20 protein-coding genes are annotated in these 24593 nt (G+C 45.1%); 10 read left to right on the top strand and 10 right to left on the bottom strand.

Translation table 11 applies throughout. From position 1 onward, the window contains the following. The first annotated feature begins 9 nt into the window (after positions 1-9). Positions 10-1377, top strand: coding sequence for an APC family permease (locus tag ABW391_RS01495; RefSeq protein ID WP_353480038.1), 1368 nt, complete (start codon positions 10-12; stop codon positions 1375-1377). A 3-nt stretch (positions 1378-1380) separates the two neighbouring features. Here the strand turns inward: ABW391_RS01495 and mqo are convergent, their stop codons facing one another. Then, positions 1381-2865 (bottom strand): malate dehydrogenase (quinone), encoded by a 1485-nt coding sequence (gene mqo, locus ABW391_RS01490; RefSeq protein ID WP_353480037.1) that lies wholly within the window; start codon positions 2863-2865, stop codon positions 1381-1383. A 537-nt stretch (positions 2866-3402) separates the two neighbouring features. Between mqo and ABW391_RS01485 the strand changes: the two genes are divergently transcribed. Further along, positions 3403-4137: a hypothetical protein gene (locus tag ABW391_RS01485; protein WP_353480036.1), complete on the top strand. Its 735-nt coding sequence runs from the start codon at positions 3403-3405 to the stop codon at positions 4135-4137. Positions 4138-4342: 205 nt separating this feature from the next. Continuing rightward, complete coding sequence (locus ABW391_RS01480) at positions 4343-4579, top strand: hypothetical protein (protein ID WP_353480035.1); 237 nt, start codon at positions 4343-4345, stop codon at positions 4577-4579. Between the two features lie 139 nt (positions 4580-4718). On the opposite strand, the gene ABW391_RS01475 is transcribed toward ABW391_RS01480, so the two are convergent. Next, positions 4719-4970, bottom strand: coding sequence for an aldehyde dehydrogenase family protein (locus ABW391_RS01475; protein WP_353480067.1), 252 nt, complete (start codon positions 4968-4970; stop codon positions 4719-4721). A 23-nt stretch (positions 4971-4993) separates the two neighbouring features. Then, the gene (locus ABW391_RS01470) at positions 4994-6685 is read right to left on the bottom strand and encodes a DUF6909 family protein (protein WP_353480034.1); all 1692 of its coding nucleotides are present in this window, start codon (positions 6683-6685) and stop codon (positions 4994-4996) included. A gap of 144 nt (positions 6686-6829) precedes the next feature. On the opposite strand from ABW391_RS01470, the gene ABW391_RS01465 reads away from it, so the two are divergent. Further along, positions 6830-7168: a hypothetical protein gene (locus ABW391_RS01465; protein ID WP_353480033.1), complete on the top strand. Its 339-nt coding sequence runs from the start codon at positions 6830-6832 to the stop codon at positions 7166-7168. A gap of 83 nt (positions 7169-7251) precedes the next feature. On the opposite strand, the gene ABW391_RS01460 is transcribed toward ABW391_RS01465, so the two are convergent. From ABW391_RS01460 to ABW391_RS01445, 4 genes are all read right to left on the bottom strand, one after another. Continuing rightward, on the bottom strand, positions 7252-8589 hold the full coding sequence (locus ABW391_RS01460; protein ID WP_353480032.1) for an anthranilate synthase component I family protein: 1338 nt from the start codon (positions 8587-8589) through the stop codon (positions 7252-7254). Then, a complete protein-coding gene (locus tag ABW391_RS01455) occupies positions 8590-9708 on the bottom strand; it encodes an OmpA family protein (RefSeq protein ID WP_353480031.1) in 1119 nt (372 codons plus the stop codon). It lies immediately after the preceding gene. Positions 9709-9780: 72 nt separating this feature from the next. Next, positions 9781-10992 carry an OmpA family protein gene (locus ABW391_RS01450; protein ID WP_353480030.1) on the bottom strand — a complete coding sequence of 404 codons (1212 nt, stop codon included), beginning with the start codon at positions 10990-10992 and terminating at the stop codon, positions 9781-9783. Between the two features lie 194 nt (positions 10993-11186). After that, on the bottom strand, positions 11187-12410 hold the full coding sequence (locus tag ABW391_RS01445; protein WP_353480029.1) for an acyl-CoA dehydrogenase family protein: 1224 nt from the start codon (positions 12408-12410) through the stop codon (positions 11187-11189). A 98-nt stretch (positions 12411-12508) separates the two neighbouring features. On the opposite strand from ABW391_RS01445, the gene folB reads away from it, so the two are divergent. The 4 genes from folB to asnS all read left to right on the top strand — a co-directional run bounded on the left by folB (position 12509) and on the right by asnS (position 16523). Further along, complete coding sequence (gene folB / locus ABW391_RS01440) at positions 12509-12865, top strand: dihydroneopterin aldolase (protein ID WP_353480028.1); 357 nt, start codon at positions 12509-12511, stop codon at positions 12863-12865. Between the two features lie 335 nt (positions 12866-13200). Next, positions 13201-14580 carry a DNA repair protein RadA gene (gene radA / locus ABW391_RS01435; protein WP_353480027.1) on the top strand — a complete coding sequence of 460 codons (1380 nt, stop codon included), beginning with the start codon at positions 13201-13203 and terminating at the stop codon, positions 14578-14580. Between the two features lie 52 nt (positions 14581-14632). Next, entirely contained in the window at positions 14633-15025 is a 393-nt protein-coding gene (locus tag ABW391_RS01430; protein ID WP_353480026.1) for a thiol-disulfide oxidoreductase DCC family protein, read from the top strand. 64 nt (positions 15026-15089) lie between these two features. Beyond that, positions 15090-16523 carry an asparagine--tRNA ligase gene (gene asnS / locus ABW391_RS01425; protein WP_353480025.1) on the top strand — a complete coding sequence of 478 codons (1434 nt, stop codon included), beginning with the start codon at positions 15090-15092 and terminating at the stop codon, positions 16521-16523. Positions 16524-16872: 349 nt separating this feature from the next. Here the strand turns inward: asnS and ABW391_RS01420 are convergent, their stop codons facing one another. Beyond that, positions 16873-19767, bottom strand: a complete 2895-nt coding sequence (locus ABW391_RS01420; RefSeq protein WP_353480024.1) for a DUF7619 domain-containing protein — start codon at positions 19765-19767, stop codon at positions 16873-16875. 235 nt (positions 19768-20002) lie between these two features. Here ABW391_RS01420 and ABW391_RS01415 point away from each other — a divergent pair, with 235 nt between their 5' ends. Together ABW391_RS01415 and ABW391_RS01410 are read left to right on the top strand one after the other, a co-directional pair. Next, on the top strand, positions 20003-21424 hold the full coding sequence (locus tag ABW391_RS01415; RefSeq protein WP_353480023.1) for a tetratricopeptide repeat protein: 1422 nt from the start codon (positions 20003-20005) through the stop codon (positions 21422-21424). Positions 21425-21639: 215 nt separating this feature from the next. Next, the gene (locus ABW391_RS01410; RefSeq protein ID WP_353480022.1) at positions 21640-22812 is read left to right on the top strand and encodes a GNAT family N-acetyltransferase; all 1173 of its coding nucleotides are present in this window, start codon (positions 21640-21642) and stop codon (positions 22810-22812) included. Here ABW391_RS01410 and ABW391_RS01405 read toward each other — a convergent pair. Continuing rightward, complete coding sequence (locus ABW391_RS01405; protein ID WP_353480021.1) at positions 22799-24037, bottom strand: 3-phosphoshikimate 1-carboxyvinyltransferase; 1239 nt, start codon at positions 24035-24037, stop codon at positions 22799-22801. The genes ABW391_RS01410 and ABW391_RS01405 overlap by 14 nt on opposite strands. A 21-nt stretch (positions 24038-24058) precedes the next feature. After that, the gene (locus ABW391_RS01400; protein WP_353480020.1) at positions 24059-24466 is read right to left on the bottom strand and encodes an OsmC family protein; all 408 of its coding nucleotides are present in this window, start codon (positions 24464-24466) and stop codon (positions 24059-24061) included. Positions 24467-24593 lie beyond the last annotated feature (127 nt).

The raw sequence follows: 24593 nt of genomic DNA, 5'->3' as shown, positions 1-24593 counted from the left end.
AGAAAACCCATGAATGTGAGCATACATACAATGCGGAAACCACAAAAAATTGGCTGGGGTAGCGCGGCTGCAGTGGTTGTAGCCAACATGGTGGGGACAGGAGTGTTCACCAGTTTGGGTTTTCAGGTCGGGATCGTTCAGAATCGATACGCCATTTTGTTGCTGTGGGCATTGGGGGGACTAAATGCACTGCTTGGTGCATTTGCCTATGCCGAATTGGGGACGCACCTGAGGCGTTCGGGAGGTGAATACCATTACCTCAGTACGCTTTACCATCCTTTTTTGGGTTACTTATCTGGTTGGATTTCCATCACGGTGGGGTTCGGTGCTTCTGTCGCCCTGACTGCCATGGCGATGGGATTTTACATGACCCCGTTTATTGATGTTAACCCAACCTTTATTGCTTTTGCTTCCATTATCATTCTTTCACTGGTTCACTCTTTTAGCATTCGACAAAGCAGTTTGGTACAAAATGGACTAACGATGCTCAAAGTGGCCTTGATTGTACTGCTGATTGTAGCTGGCTGGTATTTGCCTCCGGCAGCAAAGGAATCTTGGCAATCTGGTGCGGACAATCCCTGGATTTGGGATTCTTCTGCATTTGTGGTTGCGCTGGTATTTGTCAATTATTCTTATTCGGGTTGGAATGCTGCAGCCTACATCGTTGAAGAAATTCGCAACCCCATCCGCAATTTGCCGCGCGCTTTGATTGGCGGTGCAGCAGTGGTGAGTGTCCTGTACATTTTGCTGCAACTTTCCTTTTTGCGACAAGTACCGCTGGAAGTGTTGATGCAAAAAGTAGAAGTGGGGCACCTAGCCGCAGAATCGATGTTTGGCCCAGCCATTGGCAACTGGTTCAGTGTCATCATAGCTTTGTTGTTGGCTTCCAGTCTAAGTGCAATGGTTTGGGTAGGACCGCGCATTACGGGGTCGATGGCCAAAGATCATGACAATTGGAGTTTTTTCCGAATCCAAAACAAGCATGGCATTCCGGTTCGTGCGATTTGGTTTCAAGCCATCATCAGCTTGGCTTTGATTTTGACCGGTACTTTTGAACAATTGTTGCTCTACAGTGGCTTTATTCTGCAATTGTTCAATGCCTTGACCATTGCAGGAGTATTCATATTGCGGTACAAATTTCCTGAACTTCGGGGCTACCGAAGTCCATTTTTTCCATGGTTGCAACTGGTATTTCTAATCATCAGTGTGTGGATGCTGGTGTTTTTACTGATCGACAAACCATTTGAAAGCCTTTTGGGTATTGCAAACCTTGCCTTGGGAGCCATTACGTTCTTTTGGGGCAAAAAAATTACCCATTTGTTTAACCGTTACTTACCCAAAAGAAAAGTGGATGTAGAAAAGCAGCATTTGCAATAGCCCTTAATCGTCTAGGTGCAACACCGCATTGCTGTGGAGGCGCTGTTGCAACCAATCTGCTTCGTGTCCATCAAAGGGATTGCCGTACAAAGGGATCATTGACTTCAATTTTTGCTGCCACTCTTCACACTGCATTTTTTCAGGAAAACAACTTTCCAACACCTCCAGCATGATCTCTACCGAAGTAGAAGCCCCAGGAGATGCACCCAACAATGCGGCAATACTTCCATCCGCAGCGTGGATGATCTCGGTACCAAATTCCAGAACCCCGCCTTCCTCTTCATCTTTTTTGATGACTTGCACGCGCTGGCCCGCAATGGCCAATTCCCAATCGTCAGACCGGGCCTGAGGGAAATATTCCTGAAGTGCTTCTATACGGTCTCCATGCGAGAGTGTGGCTTGCCTGATCAAATACCCGGTAAGTTCCAAGTTGTGCCAACCAGCACTCAACATCGGGATGATGTTGTCGAATTCAATGGATAAGGGCAGGTCAAAAAACGATCCGTTTTTTAGAAATTTGGTCGAAAATCCAGCGAACGGCCCAAACAAGAGTGCCTTTTTGCCGTCGATCAAGCGCGTGTCCAAATGGGGAACCGACATAGGCGGAGAACCCACCGAGGCTTTTCCGTATACTTTGACATGGTGTTGGGCGATGACTGCTTCATTTTTGCAAACCAACCACTGGCCGCTGACCGGGAAACCACCGTATCCACGGGCTTCTTCGATGTCTGATTTTTCCAACAAAGGCAATGCACCGCCACCTGCACCAATGAATACAAAATCGGCATGAACCTTGATTTTTTCTACTTTGACCAAGTCTTTGACCTTCAAGTTCCAAGTGCCATCGGCTTCTTTTTTGAGGTTGCGCACTTCATGCTGAAGGTGCAATTCCACGCCAGGCAAACTCGCCAGGTGCTTAAACAATACCCGGGCAAGATTGCCAAAATTGAGGTCAGTTCCAATGGCTACCTTGGTTGCGGCTACTTTTTCGGATGGATCGCGTCCTTCCATGACCAGGGGCATCCATTCTTTCAGCACGGCAGGATCTTCGGAATATTTCATACCCAAAAAGAGCGGATGGGCATGCAATGCTTCATAACGGGCTTTTAGAAAAGCTACATTTTCTTCCCCCCATACAAAACTGATGTGCGGGATATTGTTGATGAAGGCTTCCGGATTGGCAAAATACTTGGCTTTGACGAGGTAAGACCAAAACGCCTTGGAGATTTCAAACGAACTGGCAATTTTGATGGCTTTGTGGATGTCCACTTTGCCCGTTTCATCTTGGGGGGTGTAATTGAGTTCGCAGAAGGCGGAATGGCCGGTTCCGGCATTGTTCATCGCATCGGAACTCTCTATGGCTACCTGATCGAGGCGCTCATAAATGGTGATGCGGTACGCTGGGTTCAATTCTTTCAATAAAACGCCAAGAGTGGCACTCATGATGCCTGCGCCAATGAGGACGATGTGTGGAACTGTTTGGGTCATTTTTTCTTTTTCACAGCTTATACAGACAAAGGATTGTCGGAAATAGTAAGCATGGTAACCATTTCCACAAAAATAGGTGAATTGCAGGTAAAAAACAAACTGCCCCAGCACATCTCCATGAACGAAACCAAGCAATAATCTGCGATATTTAAGCACACTTCTACATATTAAAATGGGCAACAGTACGGAGTGATTCATTTTAATAAATTGATTTTCAACGAATTTCATTTATTCAATTTACCTTTTTCGATGAATCAGTAGTGCAATTCAAAAAAATGGGGTGGTCAAAAACGAGGCTTTTGGGGCAAAAGTGAAAATTTGGGGTGGTCATTGACGCGTAAAAGTGCCTTGAATATGCCCTCTAGTGGTAATACTTTTACATCAGAAATCAGGCAAAATAAAAAGTCCTGAGGTCTAACTAACTGGGGGCACTCAGTAAAAAAAATTACCACTACCATGCAAAGTGCGCAATTTGTACTGTGGTGTTGGCGGGAGTTCCGAAACCGTCTGGACAAGAAGTAGGAAGTTGTATTAAACATGAAATTTTTAGCTATGAAACTGTTTTTTTCTAAAGGTATCTTCGCAATGCTAATTCTTGCGTTATTGTTTTCTTTTTCTTGTACTAAGTCTGGATTTGACACAGGAGAAATTGGTTCTGTTAAGTTAATTGGAGCCGAAACGTTAAAGACTGAGAAGTTAATCGACAATGACTTAATCAAAAAATCAGCTGTATTGTTGAATGAATTCGATTCGCAAAAATCAAACGAGCGAAATGTCCAAAAACGGGATATTGACTTTAGATCCCTTAATTTTGATTTATCAAATGCATCGATTACTAGCTACAAAGGAACTAATACTCGTTTAATCGTAGTGCCTCAGAAAGGGAGCAATGATCCTTTTTACCAAAAAAGCTTTATCACTTTTTCTGATGGAAAAATGATGTTAAACACAGGAATAATTTTGGAGCAGTTGGAAAAGGATGGCTTAATCTATACAAAATATTTCAAACCTAATGGTGATTTAGTAGCAAGTTATACGTTGAAGGGTAATGAGGTCATTAGTTCATTTTTTGTAGAAGAAGATTCCATGCTTAGAGCATCTACTTTTTGGCAACGATTCACCGGGTGCTTGAAGCGGACTATTGATGAAATGAGCGATGGAAACCCTGGAAATACTGTTGTTGCAGTTCTTTGCATTGCTTTTGGCCCTCAATGTGCAGGTAGCATGACAGTACTTTGTACATTTGCAGCTGGTAGTGGATTTGAGTTTTAAGTTGTAGTTCACCCAAAGTTTCTACAGTAAGATGTACCTGTATCTATGTGCTCTATTGGCTGCATTTTATTAAACCAGCCTTGTGATTGAAAAATAAAAATTCTCATTTTCAATATACGGTACAATGTTTATGCGTACATCTTACTTCTAATTTTTAATTTCAGCCTGTAACCCTCAATTAATTGATAATCCAAAAAGCAACAACATGACCAGAACAATTTATCTAATTGCATTATTGATTCCACCAGCCCTCATAGGGTTATTACTTCCGCTTGAACAAGCGATTTCAACATTCAAGTACTTGGTAATATTTTACATTCCTGCAATCACTTTAATTCGTATGCGCAAAATTGGTATGAATGGGAAGGAGATTTTGAAAACATTTGTGCCTTTTCTGGGATTAAAAAACCAATGGCGCCCATTCGAGCGGGATCAAAAATGAGGCAATCATGTGTCTCTAAGGGGCGATGAAAAATTAAGTGTTCATTTTGCTAGAGAATTAGCCGAGTAACCGTTTCATTTTAAACGCCTTAACAATCCTTTAATCTAACAAAAATGAACACTTATTTCGTTTCCTTTCCTCAGAAAAATCCGAGTTTACTCTTGTTGTAAGAGATCAACATATTTTTGGTTTGGCGGTAATGGCCGAGCATCATCTTATGCGTTTCGCGGCCAAAACCAGATTTTTTGTATCCGCCAAATGGTGCATGAGCAGGGTACGAGTGGTAGCAATTGACCCAGACTCGACCAGCTTGAATGGCGATGGGTACATTGTATATTTCTTGGGCATCGCGTGTCCAGACACCTGCACCCCGAGTGAATTCAGACGTCAGCGTATTTTTTGACTATCCGTCCACTACCCACCAACAATTTTGTTCAGCATCTTGATGGAAATCAGGTAAGTAGGTTTTACACCATCGAGTCCCAAGCTTCCAGAAGCAAGTGTACTGCCCGTTTCCAATGGATTGTCCGAAGCATAATAGGCATAACGGATTACCACATCAGCAGGAATATTGTTTCGAATGCGCGCATGTGCCTGGATCGCTTTTTGGTAGTGTGCGCCCTCCATCTCCAACCCAATGGCCTTCCAAGAAGATTTGAGGAAATACCGCAGGATGTCTTTGTTTTGTAAGCTGGTGCCGAGTACCGTAATCATTGGCCCTTCAAATACCTGCAACCCCTGCCCTTCAAAATCGGTTTTGCTGAGGTCGTTGTCAATGGGGTAATTGTCGGCACTGCCTTCAAAAATATGGGCGTTTGGTACCATGATGTCGCCTTTATCGCCTTCCAGAATACCTGCTTTGCCCATAATGCCAATTGACTTCACGGGAATAACCCGCCGACCACCTTCATTTTCGTAAGGTTTGAACAATTCATCCAGGGTTTCGAAAGCCTGTTCACCAAAAGCATAATCCATCACAAAGAGGATGGGTTTTTCTTGTTGAATATAAGCCACGTTCCAGGTAATTTCTGGAGAAAGGGTAGCAGGATCAATCAATGAAAGATCAAAAATTTGGGCAGGAATATTGGTGCCGCTGTAGTCGTCCAGTTCGTACATGCCGTGTTGACCAGCCCAATTGCTTACTTTTTTGCGAAGATCGCCATTGCTTTCGATGCTCAACTCCCGGGCTAGGTCTTCAATTTGGGTCGAGCTGGTGAAACCTTTCAAGGCAGCGGGAGCATACAGGCAGTTCATAATGCTGTGGGTATTCGCGCTGATGATGTGCAAGGGGCGATGCTCCAGGCCTTTCTCGTGCAAAAAACGTTTGATGTTGGCTGCCCAGGCCTCCCCTAGCACGTGGTGGCCAATTTTTTCGCGCAGCGCCGAAGAAAAACTGATTTCGCGATCCTGGTTGTCCCAATGTTCTTCAGTTGCCAGACGCCCCAGCCAGTAAGTCACGTGAAAAAGACTGTTGGAGTTGGAATCAGCGGCGAACTTGCGCGCGGCATCCAGGGTATCCTGATAGGTACGACCCAACAATACGCTCAGATAAGTGTAGGCGACCTCTTCATCAATGGCTTCTCCTTTCAATTCCTTTTCTACCAGTGCCTCTAGTAATGCCCATTCGCGGCGTTTGCGGTCTTTGTAGTCTTCGCTGTTGCGCCGAATTTTCTCCGCCTCGATGTACATAAAGGTGAGGTGCGTCATGATGTCGTAAATATCACTGCGGCCACGGGTCATCTCTACAAACATCTGTTCTTCATCGATGCGGTAGCAATTGCGTTTGCGGCGGGGTGGTACCAGAGGCTCAAAACCCGAATCTTGATAGCCCTCACGGGTAATCAGGCGTACGAAGCGGCATTCCTCTATGCCACGCGGCAACCGCTGAAAGACATACAGCAAACCGTTGAGTTCAACCCTTTCCGCGTCATTGATAGAACCATAAATCTCGGGTTGCAGGGTTTTTAGGGCCTCAATCATGGCATCGCCTGACAAACCCAGCGGTTTGTAACTGCCCCGAATGAACAAGTGGCGCATGGCGATGTACAAACGTTGTACGGCGGCTCGGGATTCCTGGGCTCGGGTGCGGTGGGATGATGGCTCCATGACTTAGTTTTCGTTTTCAAATTTGGACTGCTTTTGCAAAGATATTAGACTTGATGGAGGTTTTTATCCAGAATTTTCCTACGTCAGTAGAATCTAGTTTACTTCCGCAATGGGATGCTTTACTTTTGCAGAAAATTAATCATCATGGCTGGGAAATTTAAAATGACTGGATTCGCGCGATTTTTCATCATCATGTTGTTTGTTGCGCCACTGGCCTATCTTGGCGCTTCCTATTACAACGGACAGGATGGAATTGGCAACATCAAGCGTTTCTTGCACATCGGAGAAACCGTGGAATCCAACGAGGAAAAGGGTACCGACAATAGCGAAGGTTTCAATCTATTCAAAGGAAGCAGCAGTGAATTACGCCGCGAACTGGATGAATTGCAAGCCGAAAACGAGGACTTGCAAGAGCGCTTACGGGAGCAAGAAATCGAAATACAGGAACTGAAGAGAGAAATGCGCTTGTTGCGTAGGCAGTAAGGTTACGAGAAGAAATTTAGGCAATGCCCTTTAAATGAAGGGCATTGCCTTATTTTTTAAGATTGCGAGAGTTGCCATTTACTTCATTCACCCATTTCATCCTCCCCACTCAGCACCCCCATAATCCTTTCAGCCTTCAACAAGCACTCGGCATACTCTGCCTCCGGATCAGAATCAAAAACGATGGCCCCACCAACCTGCAAGGAGAGATAGCTGCTGGCCTGGTTGTAGAGCAAACTACGAATCACCACATTGAAGTCAAAATCGCCGTTGGGGGCAAAGTAACCGATGGCGCCGGAGTACAAGCCACGCCGGCATTGCTCCAGTTTTTCGATCAGTTGCATGCTGCGAATCTTGGGGGCGCCCGTCATGGAACCCATCGGGAAGGCATATTGAATGGCCTGGATGGCCGAAATATTGTCTTGTAAAATGCCGCTTACCGTGGAGATCATCTGGAAAACAGTACGGAAGCCATAAATGCCAAACAGTTCTTCCACCACAACCGTTCCAGGTTGGCAACTGCGGGCCAGGTCATTGCGTACTAAATCAACGATCATCACATTTTCTGCCCGATTTTTGGGGCTTTGAAAAAGTTCGTTTCGCAAGGCAAGATCCTCAAGCGGGTCATTCCCTCGGCGAATAGTGCCTTTGATGGGCTGTGAAATGAGTTTTGGCCCGCGTTTGGCCAAAAAACGCTCCGGACTGGCGCAAAGTGCAAAGTGGTCATGCCAACGAAAAAATGCGCCAAAAGGAGCTTGAGTTGCTTCGCGCAAAAGCAAGTATACCTCAAAAGGATCGAGCGCTGCTGCCGGGTTATAAAATTCCTGGCAGAAGTTCATTTCGTAGATGTTCCCGAGTGATATCTCTTTGCGGATGGCCTGAACGGTACTTAGGTAAGTTTCACGGCTGATGCGAGGTTGCAACGCTACATCCAGTTTTTTTCCTTTGGGTTTGACTACCAGGTTTTGAATTTCCTGATAAATGGATTGTGGTGATCGAGTAGCGGATGCAATACGGATTGTATGCTGTCTGATTTCGATGCGGTGTTCTGGAATAAAAAAGCACAAATCGGGAAAACCAAGTGGGTCAGGATGGCCTGAAGACAATTGCTCCACCTCGTTCTTTAAGTCGTAACCCAAATATCCAAAAAGAAACGCACCTGAATTTTGGTTTTGAAAGTGAGTCAATTGTTGGATAGCCTCCTCTCCTGCCCTACAGATCAGCGCATCCAGACAACCTGCACCGAGCATCAAATCGTATTGGTGGTAGGGGTCTTGTTGCTGCGCATTGGAGTCCAGACAGCAAAATTGCTCAAAATCCTGCAACCAATGAATGGCCTTGGTTTTAAAGGCTTCCAAAGCAGAATCGTCGGGCGTGGAAATAGAAAAGACCTGGAAATTGGGGACTGAAAGGTCAAGCATTTAATTCAGGTTCAAAATTTTTATCTCTACTCTTTGGTTTTTAGGATCGTTCTTAAGCTCAGAGATGGGCTGTGTTTTGCCGTAACCTTTCATCACGAGGCGCTGGGCGGGTATGCCTTTTGCCACCAAATAACTGGCCACCGCAGAAGCACGACGCAATGACAATCGATTGCAAAACGAATCATCGCACAATCCATTGGTATGACCGCCAATTTCGATGACGATGTTGGGATTGTTTTTCATAAACTGAAGCAACACCTCCAACTGGGGATATGATGCCCGATTGATGAGGGTATCGTTGACCGCAAAGGTAATACTGGTCATGCGCAACGTTTGCCCTTGCTGCAAGTCTGAGGTTTTCAGGGTATTGAGGTCGGGATTTACCAGTACAATTGGCACTGTTTTTTCAACCGGAAGCGTCTTTGCCGTATCTCGGATGGCCACTGGAGGTTCTACCGGTTTTGCGGGCGCTTCTTTGGGTTTGTCTTCACATTCTTCAGAAGGAGTGATCGCGGAGGCATTGTCTAGTAAAATATTGCCATTGTAGGGAAACAGGTTGGGCGTTTTGTAAAATGCCTCAAAAGTAAGGTGGGTATAATCGTCAATCGGCTCAAGGTGGAAATTGTATTCCAACCAGCGGTAATTGATGATGAGGTTGGATTCGGCCAACAAGAACTGCTTGTCGCAAAGCGAAAAGCCACCATAGATCCTCAGCTTTGAGGGAGTACTGTAATTCGCCTGTCCACCTTTGGCTTCGCTGCGGCCAATGTATTCCATACTTCTGGCCAGGAAAATTTTAAAATCATAGCATTTGCCTCCTTTCAGCGCGCGGCTTAATTTTTGGCTGACTTTTTCCCAAGTCTCATTGTCGCGCACGACTAAGGCCAGATAGGTTTTGCCATGCTGTGCAGGAGTCGTTACGCCAAAATCTCCACTGGGTTGTATATCTGGCGCTAAAGCGGGGTCTGCACTGCAATTTACCCAACCAATAGGCGTGCGGTTTGCTTGAGGAACATCCTCGAAAGAGGGATTTTGCAGATGGCTCAATGTATCTTGTGCACTTGCATTGATCAGGGTAGCAAGGATCAATAATCCACAGTAAAAAAACGACTTACACATAAGGGCAACGTTTCAAATCGTTGATGATCAAGAAATACTTTCTCAAGGATTCCCTGATCATCCTGTACAAATTTACAATTCCAAAATCTTTATCTCCACCCTTTGATTGAGGGGATCATTTTTGACACCTGACAAAGGCTGCGTTTTGCCATAGCCTTTCATTTGCAAACGGCTGGCCATCGTTCCGTTATTAATCAAATAATTGGCAACGGCTTTGGCCCGATTGAGGGACAGGCTATTGCAATATTCATCATCGCAAACACCGTTGGTGTGGCCGCCAATCTCAATCATCACCTTCGGATTTTGTTTTAGGAAAAAACTTAGCTTATCCAAATCCACAAAAGAGGCTCGGTTCAGGGTGGTATCGTTGGTATTGAACACGATGGATCGAATCCGCAAGGTTTGCCCTTTCATTAAATTACTGGTTTTGACTGAATCCAGGTTCGGGTTTTCCAGTACTTTAAGAGGCGACTTGACTGTAACCGTTGGTTCAACAACCGGATCTTTTTTGGGCTTTGCCCTTGGGGGATCATTGGTTTCAATCGGAGTATTCCTTGGAGGATTTTTGGTTCCAATATTGGTTTTTGGCGTATCGGGATTGGGTTTAGGGGCCGCAGGCTGCTTGACAATCACCACAGGCTTTTCCTTGCAGGGAACCATCGCAATCGGTGAAGCATTGTCAAGAAGTAAGTTTCCATTGTAAGGAAACAAGTTTGGAGTTTGATAAAATGCCTCGAAGGTGATGTACGTATAATTGTCATTGGGTTCGAATTTAAAACTGAACTCCTTCCAATTGTAGCCCCCCACCAAAGGTGATTCAGCCAAAAGCTGTGTTTTTTGGCAAGCCCCAAAACCACCATAAATTCTCAGTTTAGCATTTTTGACATAGTTTACCCGTTCTTCGCTGATTCTACTCAGGCTGAGGTATTGCGGGCTTTTGGCCAAATAGATGCTGAATTCATAGCATTTGCCGCCTTCCATTGGACTGGTCAGGCGTTGGCTCACTTTTTCCCAGGTTGAATTGTCCCGAACCACCAATCCGAGATAGGTTTCTCCATGTTGCGGCAACATGGTTACTCCAAATTCGCCGCTTGGTTGCACATCAGGTTGCGATTCTCCAGAAAATCCGCAGTCAATCCATTCTTTTGGGGTTTGGCTATGGCGCGGCGTGTCCTCAAAAGAAGCATTCTTGAGGTAAATTTTATTGTCCTGAGCTTGTGCGAAACTCCTGGTTCCTCCGAAAACAAGTACCAGTGCGCTTAACAAGATTGATTGACTCCTCATATAACAGTATTTTCGGATAGTTTCCTTAATCAAACAAGAAACGTTAGAAAAGTACTAAATGGTCTTTTGTTGCTCAAATTATTTGATTTGAACAAAAAAAGAAAGGCTTAGCATCTAAAAAAACAAGCGCCAAACCTTTCACTGGTACAAAACTACCGTTTCCGATCAAATTATTGCCTTTTCTCTTTCACTTTTTATTGAAAAGCATTTAGTCCGGTAACGTCCATGCCGGTAATCAGCAAATGAATATCGTGGGTACCTTCGTAGGTCAGCACAGTTTCGAGGTTCATCATGTGGCGCATTACGGGATATTCATTGGTAATGCCCATTCCGCCGTGAATTTGACGGGCTTCACGGGCCACTTCCAATGCCATGTTGACGTTGTTGCGTTTGGCCATCGAGATTTGAGCAGGAGTAGCTTTGCCTTGATTGGCCAGAGTACCCAGTCGCCACGCCAAAAGTTGCGCTTTGGTGATTTCAGTGATCATCTCAGCCAGTTTCTTCTGCGTGAGTTGAAACTGACCGATTGGGCGACCAAATTGAATGCGCTCTTTGGAATAACGCAATGCCGAATCGTAGCAATCCAGTGCAGCTCCTAAAACACCCCAGGCAATCCCATACCGGGCCTTCGACAAGCAAGAAAGTGGACCTTTCATGCCTTGAACATTGGGCAACAAATTGCTTTTGGGTATGCGTACGTCTTCAAAAACCAGTTCACCCGTGATTGAAGCGCGCAAAGACCATTTACCATGAATTTCGGGCGCTGTAAACCCCGGCATACCCCGCTCAACGATTACGCCACGTATCACCCCACCTTCGTCTTTGGCCCATACCACGGCTACATCTGCTAATGGTGAGTTGGTAATCCACATTTTGGCCCCATTTAGGATGTAGGAATCCCCATCGTCTTTGATGTTAGTGACCATTCCGTTGGGATTCGATCCATGATCCGGTTCAGTCAGACCAAAACAGCCGATGAAATCGCCATTGCCCAGTTTGGGTAGGTATTTGCGTCGTTGTTCTTCCGAACCGTATTTGTAAATCGGATACATGACCAGTGATCCTTGCACCGATGCCATGGAACGGATGCCCGAATCGCCGCGCTCCAGCTCTTGCATGACAATGCCATAAGCGATCTCATCCATTCCGCCGCCACCATATTCAGCGGGTAAGCTGGGGCCGAAAGCGCCAATTTCGCCAAGGCCTTTGTACAAATGGGTTGGACATTGAGCGCGATCTGCATATTCTTCGATGATCGGGCTTACTTCCTGTTTTACCCAAGAGCGCACTGCTTCTCGTGCCAACAGGTGGTCTTCGCTGAGCAGATCATCAATGTTGTAATAATCGTGGCTTTGAAAACGATCTTCCTTTGCTCGTTTTTGAATTGGCTGAGTATTCGCCCCGTTTTCTAAGGACATATCATTGGATTTTTATGGTTAAGAGTATTCCAAACTGCAAAAATACAGATTTATCCCACTCACAATTCGTATTTTTGCTCCGTAAAATCATCTTATTTATGACGACGATCGCGCTGGAGGGTATGCAGTTTTTTGCCAATCATGGGTATTACGAGGAAGAACAGGCTACCAACACTTATTTTATCGTGGATGTTTATGTGCAAATTGGCGACAAGAACATGCGCGAAGTAACTATGGCCGATGACCTTACGGGTACGGTCAACTACGAAATGATCTATGAAATTTGTAAACTGGAGATGAAAAAAACCACGCGTTTGATTGAAACACTGGTGCAACGCATCCACAATCGCTTAAAATCCCAATTTCCTTTTGCCAGCAAAATTGAGGTTCGTTTGAGCAAAATGAATCCACCATTGGCAGGAGTTGTGGATCGGGCTTATGTTTTCATTAGTTGATGGGCAAGGTTACTGAGCAGTTTGGCCCTAAAAAAGCAGGGCGCCTTAAAATGACGCCCTGAATAACCCCAAAAAACCAAATGAAAACAATCTACATATGAATACTCTTTTTCAAAGAGATTTGAATTCTATTGTATCAATACTCCAAAAAAACGCAATAGGCAATTTCGAACCACTCATTTAACAAATAATTAACAAAAAGAATTATTCAATTAAAAAAATTAACAACTTGCCTTTGATTGGAAACGCTAAAATTAGCATAAAAATATATGGAGTCCGAATGATTTCTTTTTTTAATCATTTTGTGTTGTATCTTTGGATTTAAAACTAACAGTGTGGCTAAGGTAAAAAAAATATTTGCGTGTACCGAGTGTGGAGCAACTTCTCCAAAATGGATGGGCAAATGCTCTGCTTGCGGAGAATGGAATACCTACCAGGAGGAAATTATTTTCAAAGAAACCCCTCAGGAGACGGCAAAAAATGCCTGGAATCCCAAGCAAGGCCCGCTAGATAGCCCGAAACCAGTGGCTCTTACAGATATTCAAGCCAGCAACATGATGCGCCTGGTTACTCCCGACAGCGAACTGAATCGCGTTTTGGGAGGGGGCATTGTACCCGGCTCTTTGATCTTGATTGGCGGCCAACCCGGCATTGGAAAATCCACACTTTTGCTACAAGTCACCTTACAGTTGAAAAACAAAGTATTGTATGTTTCTGGCGAAGAAAGTGAGGAGCAAATCAAAATGCGCGCCGATCGACTGCCCCATTCGCAAGACCATTGCTACATTTTAACCGAGACCAATGTGAGCAAAATCATTGCCTTCGCAAGCGAGCTCCAGCCTGACCTGCTCATCATCGATTCCATCCAAACTTTACAATCTCCTTACATCGAATCCACTCCAGGAAGCATCTCGCAAGTGCGGGAATGTGCCGGAGATTTGCAACGTTTTGCCAAAACCAGCCATGTTCCTGTATTTCTCATTGGCCACATCACCAAAGATGGATCAATTGCCGGTCCCAAACTATTGGAGCATATTGTAGATGCGGTACTCCAGTTTGAGGGAGACCAGCACTATACTTACCGCATTTTGCGCACCATTAAAAACCGTTTTGGTTCAACCGACGAAATGGGCATCTACGAAATGCAAGCCAATGGATTGCGAGAGGTATCCAATCCTTCGGAGTTGTTGCTTTCTCAAAAAGAAGAAGACTTGAGTGGCAGCGCAGTTGCCGCAACCATGGAAGGCATGCGCCCGATGCTCATCGAGACCCAAGCCCTGGTTAGTAAAGCAGTGTATGGTACGCCTCAGCGCTCGGCCACCGGTTTTGACCTGCGGCGCCTCAGCATGCTGCTCGCAGTATTGGAAAAACGGGGAGGAATGCCCTTTGGAATGAACGACGTGTTTCTTAATTTGGCCGGCGGCATTCGAGTAGACGACCCGGCCATCGATTTGGCCATTGTCAGTGCGTTAATTTCCTCCTTGGAAGATGTAGCCGTACCCAGCAACATTTGCTTTTCAGCTGAAGTTGGACTATCAGGGGAGATCCGGGCGGTGAATCGGATCGAGCAGCGCATCCAGGAAGCGGAGCGCCTCGGATTCAAAGAAATTTATTTCTCCAAATACAACCTCAAAGGGCTGGATCAAAAAAGATTTGGCATCAAATTGCGCCCAATCAGCAAAGTAGAAGAACTGTATCAAGCCTTGTTTGTTTAATTGAATGGTTTGAGTCCGTTATCTGAACCATTTGATCAACACCTCAAGTATTATGAAGTCAGTCATTCTTTTTGATGGGGTCTGCAATTTGTGCAATGGATTTGTACAAACCACCATCAACGTCGATCCACAAGGCAAATTCCAGTTTGCGGCCCTGCAATCCGAATTTGGCCAGGAAATATTGACCAAAGCCAACTTGCCAATTGATAAACTCAATACCGTGATTTTGTACGATAACGGGAAGATTTTCACCCATTCTGATGTCCCATTAGAGATTTGTCGAAGGTTGGGTGGGTTCTGGCGTTTATTGCTGGTTTTTAAATTGATTCCTCGTGCTTTGCGCAATCGCCTCTACAATTGGGTGGCCAGCAATCGCTACCGCTGGTTTGGCAAAAGTGAAACTTGCATGATTCCTACTCCGGAATTGCGCAAACGGTTTTTGTAAATCCGCCATAATTACCGGGTTTTGTAATTTTATCGTTATTTTCGCCCCGCCTAAATAAACGCAAATGAGAAGGACTGAAATTGCTAAAGTATTGGCGCAACCTGCGCTCAACGAAAATGTGACCATAATGGGTTGGGTTCGGGCATTCCGAGGAAACCGCTTCATTGCCCTCAATGACGGCAGCAGCCCCAATACTTTGCAAATCGTATTGGATACCGACAAAATTGACGAATCCATTGTTAAAAAAATCAAATTCCACGCTTGCCTGAGCATTACTGGGCAACTTGTTGCATCTCAGGGTACAGGTCAAGCCGTTGAAGTATTGGCAGATTCAATCGAGGTGTTGGGCGAATGTAACCCCGAAGATGGTTACATGATGCAGCCGAAAGCGCAAACCATGGAGTTTTTGCGCACCAATGCGCATTTCCGCATGCGTACAAGTACTTTTAGTTCGGTATTTCGTTTGCGCCACGCCATTGCATTTGCCATCCACAAGTTTTACAACGATCAGGGATTTTTTTACATCAATACGCCGATCATCACTGGGAGCGATGCCGAAGGTGCTGGTGAAATGTTTCACGTAACGACCCTGGACGTCAACAATCCTCCACGCACCGAAGATGGACAAGTAGATTTCGGACAGGATTTCTTTGGCAAAGCGACCAATCTGACGGTATCTGGCCAGCTTCAAGGTGAAATTGCCGCCCTGGCTCTGGGTAAGATTTATACATTCGGCCCAACTTTCCGGGCGGAGAACTCCAATACGCCGCGCCACTTGGCCGAGTTTTGGATGATCGAACCTGAAGTAGCCTTCAACGACATTGTTGACAACATGGACTTGGCCGAAGAATTCACCAAGTACCTGATCAATTATTGCCTGGAAAATCATTTGGAAGACCTGGAGCTTTTGGACAAGCGGCTAGCCGAAGAACAGAATACACTCCCCAAAGACAAACGTCGGGCATTGGGGCTCATCGAGCAATTGCGCTTTGTAGTAGACAATGCCTTTGAACGCATTACTTACACCGAGGCCGTAGAAATTTTGATGAAATCAAAACCTTACAAAGAGAAAAAATTTGAATTCCCGGTAGAATGGGGCATCGATTTGCAATCCGAGCACGAGCGTTATTTGGTGGAAAAAGAATTCAAGAAGCCAGTAATCGTCCGGAATTACCCCAAAGAAATCAAGGCATTCTACATGCGCCTCAACGACGACGACAAAACTGTTGCGGCGATGGATGTACTTTTCCCTGGAATTGGAGAGGTGATTGGTGGGTCTCAACGCGAAGATCGCCATGACGTTTTACTGGAAAGAATCAGCGCAGTGGGGATTCCAGAAGAAGACTTGTGGTGGTACCTGCAATTGCGCAAATTTGGTGGAGCACCGCACGCCGGTTTTGGCTTGGGATTTGAGCGAATGGTGCAGTTTATTACTGGAATGCCGAATATTCGGGATGTGATTGCGTTTCCGCGAACGCCTGGGAATGCGGAATTTTGATAAAAAGGGTAGGAGCAATCACACAGGGTTGCCCCTACCCTTTTTATGGTATTTTTGTTTATTTTATATGATTTTTATCCAACTGTGGAATATTGTGCCTATACTTGCACCATTATGACTTTGTTATGACAATTCAACGTTATTCGTTGAGTTATGGGCAAAAAAAAAGCCGCACTCTGATGTACGGCCTCACGCTAATAACAAATCATAATCTCATGAAAAAATAAGACGACCTAAAAATCTTTATTAGAACGAACTAATGTCAAGTTTTGTTGTCTAAAACAGCTTGGCTTATGGAAGGTTCCCCGCTTTATTTGCAGGGAACCTTTTAAAGTTTACGGGATTATGATTACCGCACGATCAACTTACCAGTGTTAATTAGTTGCCCTTCAGATTCTAACCGATACGAATAGATACCGGCGGCAAGTTGATCACGATAAACATTACAAATATTGCTGTTAAAGAACTTTTGCTGAACCAGTTTTCCGTTTAGATCATAGACGTTCAGTTGAAGTCTATCGTATTGACGGCCTTTGACTTCCAAAGTCACCATCTCACTAAAAGGATTGGGGTAGATGTCTACTTTTACACCTGGAACGAACACCTCCTGACTAGAAGTAAGAACCCTTACAAAATCAGGGAAGTGATCGATCCGCCAGCGTACGGTGTTGGTTCCGGAGGGTAAACGGTAATCGAAATACACGGTTGCGCGATTATCGATTACCGTCCCCGTAGGGTTGTTCGGTTTTTGGGATGCCCGGAATTCAACATATCCGTAATTTTTTTGCGCAGTGCCGCCGTTGGCGGGAAGCAGATTGATACTATCAAATGTAATTTTCACGATACCGCCTTCGTATACTTCTAAAAAGTAGGGGTGGCTACTGGCGCCAGGTATGACTGTGGTGGGGTCAATTGCCTGGCTCAGGGTATCTCTGATCACTACACGCTGAATTGTATCTCTGCCGGAATTTTGGAAGATAACTGTAAATGTCAAATCGGTTTTTGCATCAATGGTACTTTGTTTACCATAGCCTTTGGGATGGCCTCTTAATGCCACCGGCTGCACAGCGCTTAAAATTTCTTGTACGTCAATCGAGACAAATGCATCCTGATCGTTTTCAGGAAACTGGGTTACTTGTCCCGTTATGATTGGTTTGCCTTCTTCGGCGCATCCTTCGACTGCCACTGTTGGCAGGCTTCTTCCTGGATGTCCTTCCGATTGTTCTGCGAACAGCCGGAGCGTTGATCCATTCGGATTAGGAATTGCGACTTGGATGGCTTTTCCACTTTGCAATTGGTAATTGGGGGTAACATTTTTCATGATGACGTCGTCCTGGATCACAATCCCTTTTTTGCGCTCCTTCATATCGCCTTTGCCGATATTCTGGATTTCAAAAATGATCGTGTCTTTCTTACAGGTGCCTCTCGCCACGATGCTTGAACGATCCCAGCGGGGGTCAAGATCAAGACAAAATGTATCCGGGAAAACTGTAGCCGCAACCAGTCCGGATTGCCCGTTGGCAATGCTGTTGCATGCTAATGCAGTTTTAACAGTGAAAGAACCGCAACCATTGGTAGGTACACTTCCCAAACGAAAGCGCAATTTTCCATTGGCCAACTGCTCTGCGGAAAGTGTAGCCGATTGAAAAGTCAGCTTGCCGTCCAATGCCAAATCAACATAAGCATTTTGAGCAGTTACCGTTCCCGTGTTGCAGTAGTTCACCGCGTAATCAACTTCGCTGCATGGGGCCAAAAAAGGAGTCGTAATGTCTACCTCCATAAAGGGGCAGTTGACCACCGCTTTAGCACCAAAATCAATACTCAAAGAGTCGTAAAAGTTGCGCAAGCGTACATTTACGCCTTCGCTATTGCAGGTAGACCAGTAACGATTGGTAGGCAATACTTTCAGGTTGTACACTCCAGTATCCACCAAGATGCTGTAGTACCCTTCGCTATTGGTCGTTCCGTATACTACATCAACTCCTTTGCTTGCTTTTACAATCCAGCCAGAGAGGGGGGACTCTCCCCTGTCGTAATCACATTGGTTGTCGCGATCCACAAATACCCGGCCATTGAGGCGATTGGTAATTGTGTTTGCTGCACCATCCGTTTTGACCAAAATCAGGTCATTGAAAGTGTTTAGTAGCTGGCCGTTGTACCCTGTAATAATGTACCCACCTGCTTTGGTAGTTTGAATATCCCGACCTTCTTCTGTAAATTCAGCATCGCCGATGGCTTTTTCCCATAGTATGTTGCCCTTGGCGTCTACTTTAGCGACCAGAAGGTCTACATTTGCTGAACTTACCAGTTTTAAGCCGGTGATCACCAAACTTCCATCTTTCAATTCGGTGATGGCGTTTGCTTCTTCTTCAATGTTTTCAGATCCGATCGAGCGCATCCAACGTTGGTTGCCATTGGCATCGTATTTTACGATCAAGGCATCCGCGTTGTCATTGATGACTCCGGTCAGGGCAAGACCACCATCTTGAGTGGTGATGATTGCTCTTCCTTCGTCGCGAAAACTATTGGCAATCCGGCGTTCCCAGATAATGTTACCCAACTTGTCAACTCGGTAGAGAACGATGTTATTGTCGAATCCAGTTTCGCTGCGTGTGTTGCCAAGCAATGCGTAACCTTCTCCAATGCGACTCAAGCCTTTGCCTTCGTCTTTGCGGGTTGTGCCGTAGGTCTTAGACCAGGTAGCAACACCCTCTGCATTGAACTTCACCAATAAAATGTTCTCATCCTCTTCTGTGGCGTTTTTGCTGGTTCCAATCACGGAGAACCCTCCGTCTGAATCGAGGACTACGTCGCTTGCGCGTTCGCTTCCTACACCACCAAATTGCTTGCTCCACAGCAGACCGCCTTTGCGGTCTATTTTCAAAAGATATATGTTTTCCCTCTCGCCAGGTTTGCCAACAATGTTGCCTACGATGAGGTAATTTCCATCAGCCGTTGTGATGATTGATCTTGCTTGTTCCTGAAAACCTTCGTCGTAGTATTTGGTCCACAAAACCGTACCGTCAATATCGGTGCGCACTACGAAAATGTTTTGGTCGTTGTCTGTGCCGAAGGATTCACCGAATCCTACTACGATGAATCCTTCGTCTTCAGTTTGCAAGACTGCCCAACCTTCGTCCTCTTTAGAACCGCCAAAGTTGAACTGCCATCCTTGCGCTTTCAAACCTCCAGCAGACACCACGAATAAAATGAACGCAACTACCAGAGTTTGCAAATTGATCATTTTATTTGTTGGTCGAGGTTTCATGAGTGCTAATTCTAATTCCTTTACTGCTGAATGCAATACAAAGATGCAGCCTCTTTTCACTGAGAACAAAGACAAAAATCGATGATTGTTGAAAAAAAAGTGCTTTTTATTCTGATCCAGCATGGTAATTTCTTTTTAATAGCATTTGATTGACAATGTTTTATATCTTTACATCGACAAAAATGCTGTTGAAAAAAATATTTTTGAAGCAATGCAAAATAGTCAGTTGATCCTCATTTTATCTTCACTTTCGAAGAAAGAAAATCGCGAATTGCGGAAATGGCTGGTTTCACCGATCCATAATCAGCGCTCTGATGTGGTGCAATTATATGAGTATCTAACGAGTGGCAACCGCCTGGAGGATGACAAAAGCCTGGAAAAAGAACGAATTTACCGGAAATTATATCCAAAAGAAGCTTATGATGACGCAAGAATGCGTCAGGTGATCCATTTTTTACAGGAATCGACCGAGGCATACTTGATTTATGCTAAAGGGCAAGAAGACAGTCTGCTTAATCAAATCAATCTGGTGAAAAGTTTTCGCGAACGGAAACTGGAAAAACTGTACGATAAGGCAATGAAACGCCTGGAGCAAGATTTTCTTGAATTCCCTTACCGCAATGAAGATTACCTGGACAAGGCGTATTGGCTAGAAAAAGAAAAGTCTGAGCAGATCAGTGAAAAACGGTCCCAGGTATCAAACTATCAGGAAATGTCTGATCAGGTTGAAATCAGCTTCATTACCAGGAAACTGAAATTGGCCTGTGTAATGCTGTCCCACCAAAAGATTTATAAGACCACTTACAATCTAGGACTCTTGGAGGGGGTATTGCAATACCTTCAAGTTCAGCCTGCACTCTTGCAACAACCCTCTATCAAGTTGTATTACCACTTTTACAACCTGTTTAAATTCCCGGATGAAGAGTTTCACTTTTTTGAGATCAAGCAAGTACTGTCTTCTTCTGAACACTTGTTTGACCCACTCGAACGAAAGGACATTTACCTGATGATCATCAATTATTGCATTTCCCGCATGAATATCGGATTCAAAGTATTCGTTCGGGAAGCCTTCGAGTTTTACCGCAAAGCCATCGAGAGTCGAATCATCATTGAAAATGGAATTCTCAATCATTTGGCGTTCAGAAACATAGTAGCTATAGGCACCACACTCAAGGAATTTGATTGGGTTAGCCAGTTCATCAAGGTTTACCAGCAGTACCTCTCCCCAGAATACCGCGAAAACTTCGTCAAATTTGCATTGGCCAGGCTTTACTTTGAGCAAGGCGACTATGATCGAGCTCAGGACTTGTTGATCCAATTTGACATCGATGACATTTTGATCAACCTCACGGCCAAAACCATGTTGATTCGCCTTTACTATGAAAAAGACGAATTTACGGCGCTGGAATTTTTGCTGGACAGCATGCGTACCTATATTAACCGCAAAAAAATGTTGGCTTACCATAAGATGTCGTTCAAAGAATTGATCAGTGCTTCCAAGCGCCTCATCAAAATTCAGTACAACGATAAGAAGCGGATTGAGGTACTCTACAACCAGATCACCAACTCCCGAACCCTGCCTTCGCACATGAAAGAGTGGTTTTTGGAGCAGTTGAAGAAACTGAGGCGCTGATTTACTCCTGTTGATTGGATTTGACTATTCCAATTTTTGATGTAAATTGGAATAAGAATCAAGAATCTCAACACGTGTATGAAATTTGATATATCCAGAAAGAGAAAATTTTAAGCTCAATCGCAAAAAGTGACAAAGCATTATTTTGCAAAACCCCAAATTTTGTCCCAATTTAATTTTACAGTTTTACCTTTGCCCCCCACAACCGAATGACCATGACCATCATCGAAGTCCAGAACCCCAAAGACTGGAAACTATTCCATCGAGTTCCCCACCGGATTTACGCCAAAGATCCCAATTGGATTGCACCTTTGGAAGGAGACGTGCAAGGCACCTTTACTTCAGGTAAAAATCATGCCTTTGACCACGGTGAGGCCAAAGTATTTGTGTTATTGGATGAAAAAGATCGACCTGCCGGGCGCATCGCTGCATTCATCGACCACCGCAACAATCAAATCCAACCCTACCCACTGGGAGGCATCGGCTATTTTGAATGCATCAATGAGCCCGATTATGCCCGGGCACTTTTTGAAACGGCGGAAACTTATCTGCGCGAAAAGGGCATGAAGGCCATCGATGGCCCTATCAACTTTGGAGGTAGAGACAAGTTTTGGGGCTTGCTCCAAACCGGCTTCGATCCACCGCTCTTTCAAGAAACCTACAACCCACCTTATTATAATGATCTCTTTTTGGCCAATGCCTACATTGCCTGGGAACAGATCCTGACCATGAAAGGTTGCCCTGTCGATATAGACCTTTCTCGCTTGAGGGCCGTAATTGAACGCATTCGTGCGGGCAACAATAACATTCAGGTAGAAACGTACACTCCGGCTAAGTTGGAAAAATATGCAGACGATTTTACAGAAGTATACAATGCAGCATTTGGCCACTACGAGCATTTTCGGCCTGCCGATCCCGAAGGGTTCAAAAAACTCATGGGCGAAGTGAAAAACATCATCGATCCCAAGTTCTTGGGCATAGCGTATTATGAGGACAAACCAGCTGGATTTTGTGCTTTTTTCCCCGACATCAATCCTTATCTTAAATTTGCAAAAGGTAAATTGAATTGGTGGAAAGCGCCACTGTTTCTACTCAAACTCAAACTTGCCCGCCAAAGACAAGCCAAAGGCACAGGCTTCGGCGTACACCCCGCTTACAAAACCAAAGGTATTTTTGCGTTTATCGTAGAGTTTATGAACTCGGATTACATCCAAACTCGCTATAACAATATTTACCTCACTACGGTAAGGGCACACAATAAAGAGGCCGTAAGCATTTACATGAAAACCGGTGTTTACATTGATCGGGTACACATCGGTTACCGCAAATCATTGGATGAAAGCATCGTTGTTGAACCAAATTATTTTATGGAAATCACACCACGCTAAATCCAATCGCCTGTAAATCGCGCCAAAAATCCGGGTAGGATTTTACCACTACTTCAGGTTCGTGAATTTTGATTGGTCCCATAAAAGCCAGGGGAGCAAATGCCATCGCCATGCGGTGATCTTCGTAAGTAGCAAACTCAGGAGCAATGGCAGGTACAACAGCCTTGCCCTCGATCCGAAAGTAAGCCTTTCCATCAGCCGTCAAGGGTTCCTCAATTACATTTACCCCTATTTTTGCCAATTCAATATCCAGCGCGGCAATGCGGTCGGTTTCCTTGATGCGCAAGGTTTCAAGGCCAGTAAATCTTCCAATTACCCCCAGACCCGCACAAACAACGGCAATGGTTTGCGCCAAATCCGGGCATTTTAGAAAGTCATATTCAAAGACCTCGGGAAGAGGCGCTCCAGTTTTGCTCAAATGTACGCCAGCTGGGTTAAAGGAAGTTTTGACCCCCAAACTGGTCATGATTTCGGTAAGCACCGCATCTCCTTGCAGGCTCTCTTCAAACAAGCCATTCAATTGCAAATCAACTTCAGTAGCAAAAGCAGCCATGGCATAATAATAGGATGCAGCCGACCAATCGGCCTCTACTACAAAAGGTTTGGGTTGGTACTGCTGCGGAGCTACCCAAATGAATTGGCCTTCCCATTCATGTTGTACGCCAAAATAGGCCATTTGAGACAAAGTCATTTCAATGTATGGCCGGGATACAATTTTACCCACCAATTCCAATTCAAGGCCATTGGGCAAGGTGGGAGCAATCATCAGCAAAGCGGAGATGTATTGGCTACTGGTACTTGCTGAGATTTGTATTTTGTTGTTGATGCCGAAATTATCAGGCGGCCCAATTTGCAGTGGCGGGTAGCCTTCTTTTTCCAGGTATTCAATATTTGCCCCCAATTTGCAGAGTGCATCCACTAATACGCCAATAGGGCGTAGTTTCATCCGTTCTGTTCCGGTTAAGGTCTGCGTCCCTTCCTGTGTAGAAAGGTAAGCCGTCATAAACCGAAAGGTCGTACCCGCAGCTCCAGCATCTCGAATTGCTTCGGTACTGGCCAAAAGCCCTTGCAACAAGTCGGTATCCTTGGCATTGGCCAGGTGTGCAATTGGAAAAGGCTCCCCACACAAGGCTCGAATAATCAGGGTGCGGTTGCTGATGCTTTTGGAGCCAGCAAGGGTGATTTCGCCGCTTAAGGTAGTGGTGTTTTTGTATATGGCGTACATGACAGCGTTTGGTTTGGGGGGTTAGGGCCAGATGAAGGTGATGGCTTGCTCGATATCGGGGTGCAAGCTTTTGGCAACGGGGCAATTGTAACCAATTTGCTCCAAAATTTGCTTCTCCCTGCTGTCGTAGGTTTTACCCACGGGGAAAGTAATCGTCATTTCGATTTTTGAAATTCTTCGTGGATTGGCCGCCACGTGTTTGGTGATGGAAGCATGCGCACCATCCATATCAATGCCCCGCTCGCGGGCACCAATGCCCATCACGGTCAGGGCGCAATTGGCCAGTGCAGTGGCTACCAAATCAGTTGGTGAGAAAGCCTCGCCTTTACCATGATTGTCTACTGGCGCATCAGTGATGATGCTGTTGCCAGAAGCCAGGTGGGTTGCGCTCGTTCTGAGCTCACCAAGATAGTTTACTTCTGATGTCATTGTTGTACATTTTTTTGGGTTATGAAAAAAATGCCACGTAGGGCTTACCCCACGTGGCTTACTCTACGTTTATCCTGTGTAGCAAGCCACGTAGGGCTTGTTACATGAGGCAAGCCACGTAGGGCTT

Origin of the sequence: Haliscomenobacter sp. (assembly GCF_040403615.1) — a bacterium.
GTDB lineage: Bacteria > Bacteroidota > Bacteroidia > Chitinophagales > Saprospiraceae > Haliscomenobacter.
This window is presented reverse-complemented; position numbering and strand designations above follow the sequence as displayed.

Coding starts and splice junctions, on each gene's coding strand:
- ABW391_RS01495 (WP_353480038.1), top strand. CDS start 10: ATGAATGTGAGCATACATACAATGCGGAAACCACAAAAAATTGGCTGG.
- mqo (WP_353480037.1), bottom strand. CDS start 2,865: ATGACCCAAACAGTTCCACACATCGTCCTCATTGGCGCAGGCATCATG.
- ABW391_RS01485 (WP_353480036.1), top strand. CDS start 3,403: ATGAAATTTTTAGCTATGAAACTGTTTTTTTCTAAAGGTATCTTCGCA.
- ABW391_RS01480 (WP_353480035.1), top strand. CDS start 4,343: ATGACCAGAACAATTTATCTAATTGCATTATTGATTCCACCAGCCCTC.
- ABW391_RS01470 (WP_353480034.1), bottom strand. CDS start 6,685: ATGGAGCCATCATCCCACCGCACCCGAGCCCAGGAATCCCGAGCCGCC.
- ABW391_RS01465 (WP_353480033.1), top strand. CDS start 6,830: ATGGCTGGGAAATTTAAAATGACTGGATTCGCGCGATTTTTCATCATC.
- ABW391_RS01460 (WP_353480032.1), bottom strand. CDS start 8,589: ATGCTTGACCTTTCAGTCCCCAATTTCCAGGTCTTTTCTATTTCCACG.
- ABW391_RS01455 (WP_353480031.1), bottom strand. CDS start 9,708: ATGTGTAAGTCGTTTTTTTACTGTGGATTATTGATCCTTGCTACCCTG.
- ABW391_RS01450 (WP_353480030.1), bottom strand. CDS start 10,992: ATGAGGAGTCAATCAATCTTGTTAAGCGCACTGGTACTTGTTTTCGGA.
- ABW391_RS01445 (WP_353480029.1), bottom strand. CDS start 12,410: ATGTCCTTAGAAAACGGGGCGAATACTCAGCCAATTCAAAAACGAGCA.
- folB (WP_353480028.1), top strand. CDS start 12,509: ATGACGACGATCGCGCTGGAGGGTATGCAGTTTTTTGCCAATCATGGG.
- ABW391_RS01430 (WP_353480026.1), top strand. CDS start 14,633: ATGAAGTCAGTCATTCTTTTTGATGGGGTCTGCAATTTGTGCAATGGA.
- asnS (WP_353480025.1), top strand. CDS start 15,090: ATGAGAAGGACTGAAATTGCTAAAGTATTGGCGCAACCTGCGCTCAAC.
- ABW391_RS01420 (WP_353480024.1), bottom strand. CDS start 19,767: ATGATCAATTTGCAAACTCTGGTAGTTGCGTTCATTTTATTCGTGGTG.
- ABW391_RS01415 (WP_353480023.1), top strand. CDS start 20,003: ATGCAAAATAGTCAGTTGATCCTCATTTTATCTTCACTTTCGAAGAAA.
- ABW391_RS01410 (WP_353480022.1), top strand. CDS start 21,640: ATGACCATCATCGAAGTCCAGAACCCCAAAGACTGGAAACTATTCCAT.
- ABW391_RS01405 (WP_353480021.1), bottom strand. CDS start 24,037: ATGTACGCCATATACAAAAACACCACTACCTTAAGCGGCGAAATCACC.
- ABW391_RS01400 (WP_353480020.1), bottom strand. CDS start 24,466: ATGACATCAGAAGTAAACTATCTTGGTGAGCTCAGAACGAGCGCAACC.